We start from the raw sequence: 14,912 nt of genomic DNA on the forward strand, positions 1-14,912 counted from the left end.
CCGCGCCCTCCCACCGGGGAGGGCGCTCCCCCGCATCGCCTGGAACCGCCCGATGACCCACACCCGCACCCGCAATCCCCTGCTGCTCGCGGCCCTGCTCGGCCTGGCCGCCTGCCAGCCGCAGCCGGCCGCCGAAGCCCAGGCCCCGCAACTGGCCCTCAGCCCCTGGGGCGCCTCGGCCAAGGTCAAGGCCGAAGACCTGCGCCAGCTGCCCGGCTCCGCCATGCGCCTGGCCGCCAGCGAGCGCAACGGCCTGCTCCTGCTGGACGGCGAAGGCCAGGAGCTGGCGCGCCTGCCCGGCTCCTTCTCCAGCCTCGACCTGCGCAGCGCCGGCCCCAAGGGCCTGATCGCCGCCAGCCTCGACAACGCCACCCAGCAGGCCACCCTGGTGAGCCTGGATACCGGCACCCATCGCTGGGGCCGCACGCTGCAACTGCCGGCCCGTGACTACGCCGTCGCCGGGCTCTGCCTGTACCGCGACGACGCCCGCAACCTCTACCTGTTCCTGGTGGGCGAAGACGGCCACGGCGAGCAGTGGCTGGTGGGTGCCGGTGAGCGCCTCAACGCCGAGGCCCGCCACGTGCGCGGCCTGGCCCTGCCGCCGGCCGCCGAGTACTGCCAGGTGGACGATGCCGCCAACCGCCTGTTCGTCAACGAAGAGAACGTCGGCCTCTGGGCCTACCCGGCCCACCCGGAAGCCGACAGCGCCCGCGTGCCGGTGGACCTGGTCGCCCCCTTCGGCGGCCTGGCGAAAAGCGCCGGTGCCATGGCCGTGGTCCCCGGCGGCCTGTTGGCGCTGGACCCTGGCGCCGCCCGCCTGCACCTCTACCAGCAGCAGGGCGAGGCCTGGAACGCGGTGGCCAGCCTGCCGCTCCCCGGCCTGGAAGAGCCCGAGCGGATTGCCGTCGCCACCAGTGCCCAGGGCACCGACCTGCTGGTGCAGGACGACGCCAGCGGGCGCCTGTACCAGGGCCGCCTGGACTGGCAGGCGCAGCCCGTGGCCCTGCCGCCCGTGCTGCCCAGCGTCGCCTCCCTGCGCCAGAGCGAGCCGGTGGGCCGCCAGGGCGACGCGGCGGACGACCCGGCCATCTGGGTCAACCCCAACGACCCGGCCGCCAGCCGCGTGCTCGGCACTAACAAGAAGCAGGGCCTGCTGGTCTACGGCCTCGACGGCCAACTGCTGCAGGAGCTGCCGGTGGGCCGCCTGAACAACGTCGACGTGCGCCCCGGCTTTGCCCTCGGCGGCCAGCGGGTCGACCTGGCGGTGGCCAGCAACCGCGACACCAACAGCCTCAGCCTGTTCGCCATCGACCGCGCCACGGGCGAGGTGAAGCCGGCCGGCGAGGTGCGCACCCCGCTCAAGGAGATCTACGGCATCTGCCTGTTCCAGCCGGCCTCCGGCGAGCTCTATGCCTTCGCCAACGGCAAGGACGGGCGCTTCCTGCAGTACCGCCTGGACGGCGCCAGCGGTGAAGCGAGCGGGCAGCTGGTGCGCGAGTTCCGCGTCGAGAGCCAGCCCGAGGGTTGCGTCGCCGACGACCAGCGCCAGCGCCTGTTCATCGGTGAGGAAGACGTCGGCGTCTGGGCCCTGGACGCCCGCGCCGACGCCCCCGCCGAGCTGCACTCGGTGATGCAGGTGGGCGAGACGTTGCACGCCGACGTCGAGGGCCTGGGCCTGTACCAGAGCGACGCCCGCGACTACCTGGTGATCTCCAGCCAGGGCAACGACAGCTACGTGGTACTCGACGCCGAGCCGCCCTTCGCCCTGCGCGGTGCCTTCCGCGTCGGCCTCAACGCCGCCGCCGGCATCGACGGCGCCTCGGAGACTGACGGCCTGGAAGTCACCTCCGCCAACCTCGGCGGCCCCTGGAACCAGGGAATGCTGGTGGTGCAGGACGGCCGCAAGCGCATGCCCGAGCAGACCCAGAACTTCAAGTTCGTGCCCTGGGCCGAGGTGGCCCGGACCCTGGGTTTGCACTGAGCTGTCATCAACCCGTCATCGCCGCGTAATCGAATAGGGCCCTGCGGGGCCCGGCAACACGAGGAACCAACCATGCACGCAACATTGGAACAGATGACCGTCTGGGGCCTGATCAGCGACGCCAGCCTGCTGGTGAAAGGGGTGATGGCGATCCTGCTGTTCGCCTCCCTGTTCAGCTGGTACCTGATCGTCCAGCGCGGCGCCCTGCTGGCGCGCGTCGAGCGCCAGGCCAAGGCTTTCCAGGCGCGCTTCCGTGGCACCGCCGAACTCGGCCAGCTGCAGCGCAAGGACGGCGAGCCGGACGAGGACGCCGCCCTGGAGCGCATCTTCCTGGCCGGCTACCAGGAGTTCGCCCAGCTGCGCCGCGAGCCGGGCATCGCCCCGGAGATGGTGGTGGACGGCGTCGAGCGCAGCCTTTACGTCGCCATCGCCGAGCAGGAAGAGCGCCTGGAGAAGGGCCTCACCTTCCTCGCCACCGTCGGTTCGGTCAGCCCCTACATCGGCCTGTTCGGCACCGTGTGGGGGATCATGAATTCCTTCATCGGCCTGTCCCAGGTGCAGCAGGCGACCCTCTCCACCGTCGCCCCGGGCATCGCCGAAGCGCTGATCGCCACCGCCATCGGCCTGTTCGCCGCCATCCCCGCAGTGATCGCCTATAACCGCTTCTCGGCCCGCGCCCAGGGCCTGGTGGCGCGCTACTACGCCTTCGGCAACGAACTGCAGGGCCGCCTGCAACGTCGCCTGGCCGGCGCCAACCCCGTCGCCGCCGCAGCCTGAGGTGCAGCATGCTCGTCCGTCCCCAGCGCAAGCACGGCCCCAAGGCCGAAATGAACGTGGTGCCCTACATCGACGTGATGCTGGTGCTGCTGGTGATCTTCATGGTCACCGCGCCGATGCTCACCCAGGGCGTGAAGATCGAACTGCCCAAGGTGGCCAGCGAGGCGCTGCCCCGTGACAGCCAGCAGCGCATCCTCACCCTCTCGGTGAAGGCCGACGGCGGCTACTACTGGAACCTGGGCACGGAGCTGGACACCGAAAGCCAGACCGACAGCGCCGTGGCCCTGGAGGAGATGACCGCCAAGGTGGGCGCGCTGATCGCCGAGCGCGGCGACACCCAGGTGTACATCCGCGCCGACCAGGACGCCGGCTACGGCAAGGTGGTGGCCGCCATGGCCGCGCTGCAGCAGGGCGGGGTGGCCAACCTGGGGCTGATCACCGAGGCGCCGCAATGAGCGTGATGGTCATGAGCGATGCGCCTCTCTCCAGTCTGTCGCTGCCCAGCGCCCGTACCTGGCGCAACGCCTTCGCCGCCGGCTGCGCCCTGGCCCTGCACCTGGGCGTGCTGGCGCTGCTGATGGCCGGCTGGGCCCCCGAGCGCCCCGCCGAACCGGCCCAGCGGGTGCTTACCACCCAACTGATCAGCCTGCCTGCGCCAGCCCCCGAACCGGTTCCCGCGCCGGTGCAGCCGGCTGTCGCGGAAGCCGCCCCGGTGGAACCGCTACCGACGCCCGTCGAGCCGGTGCCGCCGCAGGTGGACCCGCGAATCGAGCAGCGCAAGCTGGAACAGGCCGCCCTGGCCCGCAAGCGCGTGGAAGAACAGAAGCGCCAGGAGCAGGTGCAGCAGGAAACCCGGCGCCGCGAGCAGCAGCGCCTGGAAGCAGAGCGCGTTGCTGCGGCTGCCGAGCAACAGCGCCAGCTCGATCTTGCCCGCCAGGCGGAACAGCAGCGCCTGGCCGCCGAGCGTGCCCGCCAGGCCGAAGCCGCCGCCAACAGCCGCCAGTACCTGCCCATCGCCAAGGAGGCGCCGGACTATCCCCAGCGCGCCCTCGACAAGGGCATCCAGGGCGATTGCACGGTGGAGTACCGGGTGAATCCCCAGGGCCGCGTCGAGGACCCGCAGGTGGTGGGCGACTGTCACCCGCTGTTCATCCGCCCGTCATTGGTCGCGGCGCAGACTTTCCGCTACCAGCCGCGCCTCGAAAACGGCCAGCCCGTGGCCGTGCCAGGCGTGCGCAACACCTTCCACTACCGCATCGAACGCTGAGCGCGGAGCGCCGGCGCATAACCAGAAGAGAACCGTGATGACCCAGGATTTCGACGCCTTCCACGCCGCACTCGCCGCCCATGACGACGTGGCCATCAACCCCAGCGGCAACCGCAGCCTGGACCGGATGGTGGACGCCGGCCGCCGTAACGTCCTCAAGGGCGGCCTGGCCATGGCCGCCCTGGGCTTCTTCGGCGGCGGCATCAGCGCCTGCCGCGCGGTGGCCGACGACGGCCTGCTGGGCTTCAAGGGCGTGCCCCAGCAGTTCGATGCCAAGTTCGACAAGGTGATAGTCGCCGACGGCTACAGCGCCACGCCGTTCTTCTCCTGGGGTGATGCCGTGCTGGCCGATGCGCCGGCCTTCAAGGGCGATGCCAGCGAAACCTGGGAAGACCAGCTCAAGCAGGCCGGCGACAACCACGATGGCATGCACTTCTTCCCCTTCCCGGACGCGCCCAACGACCACGGCCTGCTGGTGATCAACCACGAGTACATCAACCCCACGCTGCACAGCGCCGGCATCGTCTTCGTCGAGGGCAAGCGCAAGGCGGAGGACGTGAAGAAGGAGCAGGCGGCCCATGGCGTCAGCGTCATCGAGGTGAAGAAGGACGGCGACGGCCACTGGCAGCGGGTCGCCGGCTCGCGCTACAACCGCCGCATCTCCACCCTCACACCCATGCAGCTCACCGGCCCGCTGGCCGGCCACGCCGCCATGAAGACCGCCTCCGACCCCAGCGGCCTGGAGGTGATCGGCACCCTCAACAACTGCTCCATGGGCGTGACCCCCTGGGGCACCTACCTCGCCTGCGAGGAGAACTGGCACAACTACTTCATCAACCGCGACCCGGCCGACTACGCCCAGCGCGTGTCCCACAAGCGCTACGGCATCGCCAAGGAAGGGGTGAGCAAGAACTACGGCTGGGAGACCGCCGACGCCCGCTTCGACGCCACGCCCTACCGCGACCAGCCCCACGACGGCCACGTGCAGGAACCCAACCGCTTCGGCTGGGTGGTGGAGATCGACCCCTTCGACCCCACCAGCAAGCCGAAGAAGCGCACCGCCGTCGGCCGCTTCTGCCGCGAGTGCTCCACCCTGTCCCTCGGCAAGGACGGGCGCATGGCCTACTACTACGGCGACGACACCAAGGGCGAGTACATCTACAAGTTCGTGCCCAGCGGCCGCTTCGACGCCGCCAACCCCAAGGCCGCCCGCGACTTGCTGGATGAGGGCACCCTCTACGTTGCCCGTTTCGACGATGACGGCAAGGGCCAGTGGCTGGCCCTGGTGCACGGCCAGAACGGCCTCACCGCCGAGAACGGCTTCGCCAGCCAGGCCGAGGTGCTGCTCAACGCCCGCGCCGCCGGCGACATACTCGGCGCAACGCCCATGGACCGCCCCGAGTGGGTGGCCGCCCACCCGGAGACCCGTGAGGTCTACGTCACCCTCACCAACAACGACGACCGTGGCAGCAAGAAACCGGTGAACGCCGCCAACCCGCGCCCGCACAACCTGCACGGGCAGATCCTGCGCTGGAACGAAGCGGGCGGCGATCCCACCGCCACCACGTTCCAGTGGGAGATCTTCCTCCTCGCCGGCGAACCCCAGGGCGCCAAGGACGACAAGGGCCAGGCGGTGCCGGCCAACCTGATCGGCACCATCAACGGCGACGCCTTCTCCTCCCCGGACGGCCTGGCCTTCGACCCCGCCGGCCGCCTGTGGATCGAGACCGATTTCGACGACATCGAGCCGGCCATGGCCCGCATCGGCTGCAACCAGCTGCTCTGCGCCGATCCCAAGACCCGCGAGGTGCGTCGCTTCCTGGTCGGCCCGCGTGGCTGCGAACTCACCGGCATCACCTTCACCCCGGACGGCCGCAGCATGTGGGTGAACATCCAGCACCCCGGCATCAGCTACCCCGCCAGCGACGGCAAGAGCCGCCCGCGCTCCACCACCGTGCTCATCACCAAGAACGACGGCGGCGTGATCGGCAGTTGATGCACGCGATGCGGGCCCTGTAGGAGCGAGCTCTGCTCGCGAAGCTTGGCGACGCCAATGTGGCGGGTTTCACCCGCCCGACAAGGGCTCGGCAACCTCCGGTGATGGACCGCTCTCCGTAGGTTGGCGCCGAGCGCAGCGAGGCCCAACGATGCGGGCTCGACTCCGCGCGTTGGGCCTCGTACCTCGGCCCAACCTACGGGCGTGCATGACACCGGCTCTCGTAGGTCGGGTGAAACCCGACGCTCCGCTATGGCTTCGGCGGCCGCCTGTGTACGCCGGCCAGCACCTTGTCGGCGAAGGCGGCGGGGCCGCGTACTTCGAGGTAATGCACCTGCTCGCCATCGGGGATGAAGAACACCTGGTAGGGCTTGCCGTCCTGGCTGGTGCGCCAGGCGAAGAGCTCGATGCCGTCGATGCGGTAGGGCGTGAGGCTGGCCTTGTCGCCGCACAGGTCCATGGCCTGGCGCATGGCGAACACCCATTCGCGGGCTTCGGGCGTGGCGGCGCTGTCATCGCCGAACAGCAGGCGCACCTGTTGCGCCGGGGTGCCCAGGCCGGCATTGCCCAGCTCCTGCTGCGTCATCGGATGGTGGGCGAGGCTGTGGCCGTCGGGGTAGCGGGCGATCAGCAGATCACCGCTGTGCAGCAGCAGCTCGGGCTGCTCCACCAGGCCCAGTTGCAGTTTCTCCTTGCCCGCCAGCACCAGCGGCAGGCCCGTCGCCTTGGCGGCGGTGAGTTCCTGGTGCGGGGCAGGGCGATAGTCGCAGCCCTGGGCCAGGGCGTTCGAGCCAATCACCAGCAGGGCCAGCGGCAGCAGGCGTTTCATCGTCGTCATCCATGCGTCTGTGAGGCGGCGAGCTTAGCAGCGCAGCGGAACCCCGGGTGCGCCACCGTTCTCGTGCTCAAACCGAGTGGTACAGGGCGGCCAGTTCATCGGCGAAGGCTTCGAAGGCGGTCCGCACCGGCTGGCTCGGCTACCCATCGGATGCGGCATTCAGTCGCGCCTTCAGCGTTTCAACGGCATGGCGCCAGGGGGGGCGAGGCGGCGCCTGGCGACCAGCGGTATGGCCTGAAACCCGCACAAGGATTGATACAGGGAGGGTTGGCGCTGGTGGCGCCGTGCCATACTTTCGCCAAGTCGGCTTTGTATGGGCGATCCCCTGGAAGCTGTTTACCTGAGGGTGCGGGAGGTGAGGTCAGGGATGGATAAGGTCCAGCTGTTGCTCAGCCACTACGCCGAGAGCCGTTACACGCGGCAGCTCAACAAAGGCTTTGGATGGCTGCGTTTCGAGCCCGAACTGGAGGCGGAGTACCGCATCTCCAATTACCGGGCCTTTCGCACCACGCGAATCGGCGCCCTCTGCACGCTGCTGCTGGCGCTGCTGTTCTTCCTCGGCTTCGACATCTTCTACGCCCTGCGCCACTACGATGCGACGCTGACCCCGGCGATCTTCGGCATGCGCCTGATCGCCCTGGCCGGGATCATGCTTTCGGCGACCATGGTGCTCTACGGCAACGATCGCTCGGCCGGCGCCTTCTGGGTGCCCTGCACCGTGTTCTTCATCGGCACCACGACGCTGGTCAGCAACATCCTCTACATGCAGGTGCTGGAGCAGGTCGGGATGCCCTTCAACATCGACGGCATGATCCTGGTGCTGATCGCCATCTTCTTTCCCGTGGGCTACAGCTACTGGGGGTCGGTGGTGTGCGCGCTGGTCACCTTCATCACCATGCTGGTGGCGATCCCGGCCTTTCTGCCGGCGGGGTATCTCGACGACTTCGTCGCGCTGTCCATCTACCCGCTGGTCGCCATGTTCTTCGCCGGCATGTCGCGCTACTTCCAGGAGTCGGCCACGCGGCGCCAGTTCCTCACCCGCGCGGCGCTCAAGGAGCTGGCCGACAGCGACAGCCTGACCGGCCTGTGCAACCGGCGCATGTTCGAGATCCTGCTGGATCGTTCCCTGCGTGAAAGCCAGCGCGAGCGCCATTGCCTGGGGCTGATGCTGGTGGATGTGGATTTCTTCAAACGCTACAACGACCTCTACGGCCACCCGGCCGGGGACGCGGTGCTCAAGGCGGTGGCCGAGGCCCTGCAGAGCACGCCCCGGCGCTCCCTGGACTTCGCCGCGCGGCTCGGTGGCGAGGAGTTCGCCCTGGTGTTCTGCGACCTGGTGCCGGTGTTCGCCGAGCGGGTGGCGGAAGAGGTGTGCCGGCGCATCGAGGGGCTGGCCATTCCCCACGAAGGCTCCAACATCGGCCCGGTGCTGACCGTCAGCGTCGGCATGGCCCTGAGCCAGCCTGGCGACACCCGTGACAGCCTCTACAAGCGGGCGGACGAGGCGCTCTACACCTCGAAAGGGGGGGCCGCAACCGCGCGACCCTGGCCGCCGAAGTGGGCTGAGCCCACTCGGGTGATGTTTTTTTCATCCTTCCTTCACCGCGTTTTCACTCCTTCCCGGTCACTCTCGCCTCGCGCTGGGCAGACCGGGTCCGTGTCCGCGCAGAGGGTTGCATCCATCAGGCAGCCACATCCGTGCGGGCCCCGGGAGTCGTGATGAATAAATTGCCCCAGATCACCCTGGCCTTCTGGATCATGAAGATCTGCGCCACCACCCTGGGCGAGACCGCCGGGGACCTGCTGTCGATGACCCTGGACGTTGGCTACGCCATCAGCTCGCTGATCCTCATCAGCGCCTTCTTCGCCACCCTGCTCACGCAGCTGGCGAGCAAGCGCTACAACCCGCTGGTGTACTGGGCGGTGATCCTCTCCACCAGCACCGCCGGCACCACCATGTCGGACTTCATGGACCGCACCCTGGGCCTGGGCTATGCCACCGGCTCGGCGATCCTGGTGGGCATCCTGCTGTGCATCTTCGCGCTGTGGCGGGTCACCGAGGGGTCGCTGTCGGTGGACCGCATCCGTTCGCGGCGCGGCGAGCTGTTCTACTGGGGCGCGATCCTCTTCTCCAACACCCTGGGCACGGCGCTGGGCGACTTCCTCGCCGATGACTCCGGGCTCGGCTTCGCCGGTGGTGCCTTGCTGATCGGCGGTGCCCTGGCGCTGGTGGTGGCGGCCCATTACTTCACGCGGATCTCCACCGTGCTGCTGTTCTGGCTGGCCTTCGTGCTCACCCGGCCCTTCGGCGCGACCCTGGGCGACGTGCTGACCAAGACCCACGAGAAGGGCGGGCTGGACTTCGGCACCGTCGGCTCCTCCCTGGTGCTCGGTGGCGTGCTGCTGGTGCTGGTGGTGTACGCGACCTGGGTGCAGCGCCAGCGCGCCGCCTACGCGGGGCTGACGCTGGTGCGCACGCCTCAGCGATAGGCCGAGGCGGCGAGTGCGCGGGCGAGGCTCATGTCGTCGGCGCTCGCCGTCGCCGGTTGTCGGTGCAGTTCCTGCAGGGTGCGCTCCAGCTGCGCGCCACGGATGCGCCCATCGCTGGCGACGAAGGCCATCGCATCGTCCCGCGCCTGGGCCTGGATGCCCGGCTGGCGCTCCTCCTGGCTGAGGTTGCTGGTGGTAGCGGGGGCGAAGGTGATGGCCGCGCTGCTGCTGAGCAGCCAGGAGCCGGAGCCTTCGTCGGCCAGCGCGGCGGCTGGCAGGGCCAGCAGCGCGAGGCAGAGCGAGAGTGTCGGGCGCATGGTAGGGGTCAGGGCAGGGTCTTCAGTGCCGCGCAGCTGGCTTCGTAGCGCTGGCCACAGGCGGCCTGGTAGAGGCGACGGGCCTGGTCCGGGTCGCGCGGCACGCCCTGTTCGCCCTTGAGGTAGAGGCTGCCGAGCACGTGCTGGGCCATCGGGTTGCCGGTGGCGGCGGACTGGTTGAGGTACTGCAGCATCGCCTGCTGGTTGGCGTAGGCCGGGTCGTTACGCCCGGTGTAGAGGTAGGCGAGGCTCACCGCCGCCATGGCGTGGCCCTTGTCGGCGGCACGCTTCCACCAGAACTCCGCCTGCTTGAGGTCGGCGGGCTTGGCCACGAAGAAGTGGCTGCCCAGCTGGAACTGCGCTTCCAGGTCGCCGCGCTCGGCGTTGGTGCGCAGCAGCTCCAGGGGCGTGGGCTGGTCCTGCACCTGGTTGGGCAGGCGCTGCGGCGGTGCTTCGGGCTTGGGCTGGTCATGGCTGCAGCCGGCCAGCAGGGCCAGGGCGCAGAGCGCCGCCAGGTGTATCGCTTTCATCCATTCACTCCTGCCGCCGCCAGGTTTTGCGGCGTGCTTCATACGGTAGTCAGACGGCGTATCCGACAACAGCTTTTGCCAGGGGTGCAACGCCATCCTGTGAGCCGGTCGTGATCGTCGGCATTTCGTCGCTTGGCTTTGTGAAAATCAGATGCTAGATTTTCATGAAATTTATCAATTTAAATTTCATGAGGCCTCGCATGTTCAAGCAATCCGCCCAGCATGTCGGCACCTGGTACGCCGCCAGCTACCCCGGCTCCATCCCCCTGCGCCCGCGCCTGCAAGGCAGCCTGGACTGCGAGGTGCTGATCATCGGCGCCGGCTTCAGCGGCCTGCACACCGCGCTGCGCCTGGCCCTGGCCGGCAAGCGCGTGGTGCTGCTGGAGGCCAGCCGCGTGGCCTGGGCGGCCTCCGGACGCAATGGCGGGCAGGCGCTGCTGGGCTGGTCGTGCGACATGCCGCCGCTGGAAAAGGCACTGGGGCAGGAGCGCACCCGCCGCCTGTGGGACAGCATGCGCTGGGCCGCAGGCGAGATGCGCGAGCTGCCGCAGCGCCACGGTTTCGATGTCGACTACCGCGTCGGCAGCCTGTGGACGGCGGTGCTGGAGCGCCGCGTCGAACTGCTGCGCGAGGCCCAGCGTGACGCCGAGCAGAAGTGGGGCTACGACGCCATGCGCCTGATCGAGCGCGACGAGCTGCCGGAGTGGATCGACAGCCCGCGCTACAAGGCGGCGCTCTATGACCCGGAGGCCGCCCACCTCAACCCGCTGAAGCTGGCCCAGGGCCTGGCCGCCGCCATCGAAGCCGCCGGCGGGCGCATCTTCGAGCAGAGCCAGGTGCTGGAATACCGCGAGACGCCGGCCGGCTACGTGGCGCGCACGCCCGAGGGCGAGGTGCGTGGCGACGTGCTGGTGCTGGCCTGCAACGCCTACGTCGACGGCCTGGACCGCCAGCTGTCCTCGCGCCTGCTGCCGGTGGGCTCCTACCAGGTGGCCACCGCGCCGCTGGACCCGGAGCTGGCGCGCTCGCTGCTGCCGAAGAACAGCTGCGTGATCGACAACCAGTTCGTGCCCGACTACTTCCGCCTCACCCCCGACCACCGCCTGCTGTTCGGTGGCGGCTGCACCTACCTGGGCGGCCTGCCCAAGGACGTGCCGGCGGCCACCCGGCCCTACCTGGAGCGGGTGTTCCCGCAGCTCAAGGGCGTGCAGATCGACTACGGCTGGGGCGGCCACATCGACGTGACCATGAAGCGCACCCCCGACATCGGCCGCCAGGGCCAGCGCTACTGGCTGCAGGGCTTCTCCGGCCACGGCATCCTGCCAACCCTGGCCGGTGCCCGCGCGGTGGCCGACGCCATCCTCGGCGACGAACAGCTGCTGGCGCTCTACCAGGGCCTCGACAACCCGCGCTTCCCCGGCGGCTCGCTGCTGGCCGCACCGCTGGAAGCCGCCGGCAAAGCCTGGTATCGCTTGCGCGACCTGGCCTGACGCCGGCACCGAAGGAGATTCGACATGGACATGCAAGACGAGATCGAAGGCCTCGCGATCCTCATCCGCGACCTGCGCAAGCACAAGAACCTGACCCTGGGCGAACTGGCCGCGCGCATCGACCGCTCGGTGGGCTTCCTCTCCCAGGTGGAGCGCGGCCTGTCGCGCCCCACGGTGGCCGACCTCACCGCCATCAGCGAGGCCCTGGGCGTGCCCACCACCTACTTCTACAGCCTCAGCAAGCCCCGCGAGGTGCGCTGGGTGACCCGCCCCGGCGAGCGCCGCACGCTCTACTACGCCGGCGGCATCACCGACGTGCTCGCCTCGCCGAACATGTCGGCCGGCTTCTCCATGCTCGAAAGCCACCTGGAGCCCGGCGCCACCAGCGGCGAAGGCCACCTGGACGACAGCTCCGAGCAGGGCGGCTTCGTGCTCGAAGGCGAGCTCAGCATCTGGCTCGACGACGCCGAGGAACCGGTGGTGCTGCAGCCCAACGACAGCTTCCAGCTGCCGGCCCACGCGCAGTTCCGCTACGCCAACCTTTCCGATAAACCAACGCGGGTCTTATGGGTATTCACCTGAAATCCGGCCATAACCTGCTGCGCTCGGCCAGGCTGCGTTGAAACCAGGCTCGGACTGCTCGTTTACGGCTCGTAAACTCCGCGTCCTCGCCTGATTTCGCCTTGCCCGTCCTTCGCTCGCGACGGTTCTGATCCGAATTTCCCCGCAACTCCCTGTGTGCGAAGGACAAGAAGAAATGAATACGCAACATCCCGACCTGCTCGCCGAAGTGCGTGCCTTCCGTGCCCGGTACCCGGAGATCCGCTACGTGGACCTGATCTGCCTGGACATCCCCGGGCACTTCTACGGCAAGCGCTACCCGGTGGAGATGCTGGAGAAGGTCGCCGCCGGCGGCCCGCTGAAGCTGCCGCAGAACTGCGTGCTGCTGGGCACCCAGGGCGGGCTGTACCCCATCGGTGACTACTGCTTCGCCGACGGTGACCCGGATGCGCCGCGGCGCCTGGTGCCGGGCACGTTGAAGCCGGTGTGCTGGGAGCGCCAGCCCCTGGGGCAGATGCTGATCACCTCCGACGGCACCTCGGCGCCCATCGAGTTCGAGCCGCGCGAAGTGCTGGCCCGTGTGCTGCAGCGCCTGGCGCGCCGTGGCATCCGTCCGGTGGTGGCCTTCGAGCTGGAGTTCTACCTGTTCGACCGCACGCTCAAGGACGGCCTGCCACAGTTCCCCCGCGACGCCCTGTGCGACGACGAGGACGACCAGCCCAACATGCACATCGAGCGGCTGTCGCGCTTCTCCACCGTGCTCCACGAGATGGTCGAGGCGGCCAACCAGCAGGGCGTGGCGGCGAATGTGATGACCGCCGAACTGGGCCCGGGGCAGTTCGAGATCAACTTCGGCCACTGCGACGACGGCCTGCAGGCTGCCGACTGGGCCGCCCTGTTCTGCCGCAGCACCCGAGGCGTGGCGCTGAAGCACGGCCACCGCGCCAGCTTCATGAGCAAGCCCTACCTGGACGCGCCGGGCAGCGGCATGCACGTGCACGTCAGTCTCTACGACGAGGCCGGTACCAACCTGCTCGACGCCGATGGCCAGCGCCCCCTGCGCCACGCCGTGGCCGGCTGCCTGGAGCTGCTGCCGCACTGCATGCCGATCTTCGCCGCCAACCACAATGCCTTCCGCCGCTACGGCGCCATGGTCAACGCCGCCAGCCGCGCCAGCTGGGGCTTCGAAGATCGCGATGCGTGCATCCGCATCCCCGAATCCGACGGCCGCAACCTGCGCATCGAACACCGCCTGGCCGGCGCCGACGCCAACCCCTACCTGGTGCTGGCGGCCATCCTCACCGGCATGGAACACGGCCTCGACGCCGCGAAAGAGCCCATCCCCCCGCTCAACGAAGACCGCTCCAGCGGCATCGACTTCCCCACCGACATGCCCGCCGCCGTCGCCGCCATGCGCCAGAGCGCTGCCGTCAACGAAGGCCTCGGCAGCGAGTTCGTGATGGTCTATTGCGAGAACAAGCGCCAGGAGTACCTCGACTTCATCAACGAAGTCAGCGCGCGGGAATATCGGTGGTACATGTAGCTGGAAGCTGGAAGTGTCCTGCGTAGGGTGGGTAGAGCGTAGCGAAACCCACGCGGTCGGCGTTCGACACGACGCCGAATGGTGGGCCGGTGAAGCGTGGTCCACCCGCTTGGATGCCGGGTGCTCCCAGGCGTACGAAAGCTGCACAGCTTCTGGACTTCTGGCTTCCAGCTAAATCAACTTCAAGCTCCGCCGAAGGCGGCCACCAGATCCTCGACGAACGCCTGCTGCGCTTCGCTGGGTTCGCGGCCGCGGTGGTGGGTGAGGCGGAATTCGACGTTGAAGCCCAGCCGCTCCGGGAGCAGGGCGCGGAGTTGCCCGCGTGCCTCCCAGGGCGCGGCGATGTGGCGGGGCAGGTAGCCGATGTGGGCGCCGGAGAGGATCAGCGCCAGGGTGCCTTCCACCTGCTCGGTCACCGCGCTGCTGGCGGCGGACTGGAAGGGCTCGGCCTCGCCGATGAAGCGGTAGGGGTGCAGCACCCGGTCGCAGTGGCGCAGGTCGCTCTCGGTCACGCGCGTGCGGTCGAACAGCGGGTGCCCGGCGCCGCAGAACAGCAACTGCTCCTCGACGAACAGCGGCTGGTGCTCCAGCGCCTGCTGGTTGCCGGAGAAGTAGCCGATGGCCAGGTGCAGCTGGTCCTGCAGCAGGCGCCGCTCCAGTTCGGCGGGCATGGCGCTGAGCAGCTCGATGCGCACCGCCTGGCGGCGCGCGCGGAAGCGCCGGATGGCGTCGGCCAGGCGCTGCATCACGGCATCGTCGAGGGACTCGGAGAGGCCGATGCGCAGCTCGCCCAGGAGCATGTCGGCCATGCCCCGCGCCTCGCCCTTGAAGGTTTCGATGGCGCCGAACAGCCGCCGCGTCGCCGCCAGCACCTGTTCGCCCTTGGGCGTGAGGCGGAAGCCGGCCTTGCCCCGTTCGCACAGGCGAAAGCCCAGGCGCGTCTCCAGCTTGGCCATCTGTGTGCTGATGGTGGACTGGCCCACCCCCAGCGCACCCTGGGCGGCGCTGAAGCCGCCGCTTTCGACCACGGTGACGAACAGCCTGAGCAGTTGCAGGTCCAGGTCCTGGAGTTGGGCGAGCATGTGAATCTCCAAACATCGATGGCGAGCGATGCCAAAGTAG

Annotated in this window: 14 protein-coding genes; 10 read left to right on the forward strand and 4 right to left on the reverse strand. The window is 69.0% G+C overall.

The window, feature by feature from the left end; all coding sequences use genetic code 11:
* The first annotated feature begins 52 nt into the window (after nt 1–52).
* From PSm6_RS12925 to PSm6_RS12945, 5 genes are all read left to right on the forward strand, one after another.
* On the forward strand, nt 53–1,981 hold the full coding sequence (locus tag PSm6_RS12925; RefSeq protein ID WP_265170347.1) for a phytase: 1,929 nt from the start codon (nt 53–55) through the stop codon (nt 1,979–1,981).
* 72 nt (nt 1,982–2,053) lie between these two features.
* Nucleotides 2,054–2,758 carry a protein TolQ gene (tolQ, locus tag PSm6_RS12930; RefSeq protein WP_265170348.1) on the forward strand — a complete coding sequence of 235 codons (705 nt, stop codon included), beginning with the start codon at nt 2,054–2,056 and terminating at the stop codon, nt 2,756–2,758.
* 8 nt (nt 2,759–2,766) lie between these two features.
* Nucleotides 2,767–3,213: a protein TolR gene (tolR, locus tag PSm6_RS12935; RefSeq protein WP_021221553.1), complete on the forward strand. Its 447-nt coding sequence runs from the start codon at nt 2,767–2,769 to the stop codon at nt 3,211–3,213.
* A complete protein-coding gene (locus PSm6_RS12940; protein WP_265170349.1) occupies nt 3,210–4,025 on the forward strand; it encodes an energy transducer TonB in 816 nt (271 codons plus the stop codon). The genes tolR and PSm6_RS12940 overlap by 4 nt, the downstream gene beginning before the upstream one ends.
* A gap of 37 nt (nt 4,026–4,062) precedes the next feature.
* On the forward strand, nt 4,063–6,021 hold the full coding sequence (locus PSm6_RS12945; RefSeq protein ID WP_265170350.1) for a PhoX family protein: 1,959 nt from the start codon (nt 4,063–4,065) through the stop codon (nt 6,019–6,021).
* Nucleotides 6,022–6,271: 250 nt separating this feature from the next.
* Here the strand turns inward: PSm6_RS12945 and PSm6_RS12950 are convergent, their stop codons facing one another.
* Complete coding sequence (locus PSm6_RS12950) at nt 6,272–6,850, reverse strand: hypothetical protein (protein ID WP_043244079.1); 579 nt, start codon at nt 6,848–6,850, stop codon at nt 6,272–6,274.
* A gap of 376 nt (nt 6,851–7,226) precedes the next feature.
* On the opposite strand from PSm6_RS12950, the gene PSm6_RS12955 reads away from it, so the two are divergent.
* Together PSm6_RS12955 and PSm6_RS12960 are read left to right on the forward strand one after the other, a co-directional pair.
* Nucleotides 7,227–8,579 (forward strand): GGDEF domain-containing protein, encoded by a 1,353-nt coding sequence (locus PSm6_RS12955; RefSeq protein ID WP_265170351.1) that lies wholly within the window; start codon nt 7,227–7,229, stop codon nt 8,577–8,579.
* Entirely contained in the window at nt 8,579–9,349 is a 771-nt protein-coding gene (locus PSm6_RS12960) for a COG4705 family protein (protein ID WP_021221558.1), read from the forward strand. The genes PSm6_RS12955 and PSm6_RS12960 overlap by 1 nt, the downstream gene beginning before the upstream one ends.
* Here the strand turns inward: PSm6_RS12960 and PSm6_RS12965 are convergent.
* Nucleotides 9,340–9,666, reverse strand: coding sequence for a DUF2388 domain-containing protein (locus PSm6_RS12965; RefSeq protein ID WP_265170352.1), 327 nt, complete (start codon nt 9,664–9,666; stop codon nt 9,340–9,342). The genes PSm6_RS12960 and PSm6_RS12965 overlap by 10 nt on opposite strands.
* 8 nt (nt 9,667–9,674) lie before the next feature.
* Nucleotides 9,675–10,196 carry a tetratricopeptide repeat protein gene (locus PSm6_RS12970; protein ID WP_021221560.1) on the reverse strand — a complete coding sequence of 174 codons (522 nt, stop codon included), beginning with the start codon at nt 10,194–10,196 and terminating at the stop codon, nt 9,675–9,677.
* 200 nt (nt 10,197–10,396) lie between these two features.
* Here PSm6_RS12970 and PSm6_RS12975 point away from each other — a divergent pair, with 200 nt between their 5' ends.
* The 3 genes from PSm6_RS12975 (at nt 10,397) to PSm6_RS12985 (ending at nt 13,790) form a co-directional block, all read left to right on the forward strand.
* On the forward strand, nt 10,397–11,686 hold the full coding sequence (locus tag PSm6_RS12975; RefSeq protein WP_021221561.1) for an NAD(P)/FAD-dependent oxidoreductase: 1,290 nt from the start codon (nt 10,397–10,399) through the stop codon (nt 11,684–11,686).
* A gap of 24 nt (nt 11,687–11,710) precedes the next feature.
* Entirely contained in the window at nt 11,711–12,268 is a 558-nt protein-coding gene (locus PSm6_RS12980; protein WP_236209745.1) for a helix-turn-helix domain-containing protein, read from the forward strand.
* Between the two features lie 175 nt (nt 12,269–12,443).
* Nucleotides 12,444–13,790 carry a glutamine synthetase family protein gene (locus PSm6_RS12985; protein ID WP_265170353.1) on the forward strand — a complete coding sequence of 449 codons (1,347 nt, stop codon included), beginning with the start codon at nt 12,444–12,446 and terminating at the stop codon, nt 13,788–13,790.
* Nucleotides 13,791–13,972: 182 nt separating this feature from the next.
* Here PSm6_RS12985 and PSm6_RS12990 read toward each other — a convergent pair whose 3' ends face one another.
* Nucleotides 13,973–14,872, reverse strand: a complete 900-nt coding sequence (locus PSm6_RS12990; protein WP_265170354.1) for a LysR family transcriptional regulator — start codon at nt 14,870–14,872, stop codon at nt 13,973–13,975.
* Nucleotides 14,873–14,912: the final 40 nt, after the last annotated feature.

Origin of the sequence: Pseudomonas solani, from assembly GCF_026072635.1 — a bacterium.
Lineage (GTDB): Bacteria > Pseudomonadota > Gammaproteobacteria > Pseudomonadales > Pseudomonadaceae > Metapseudomonas > Metapseudomonas solani.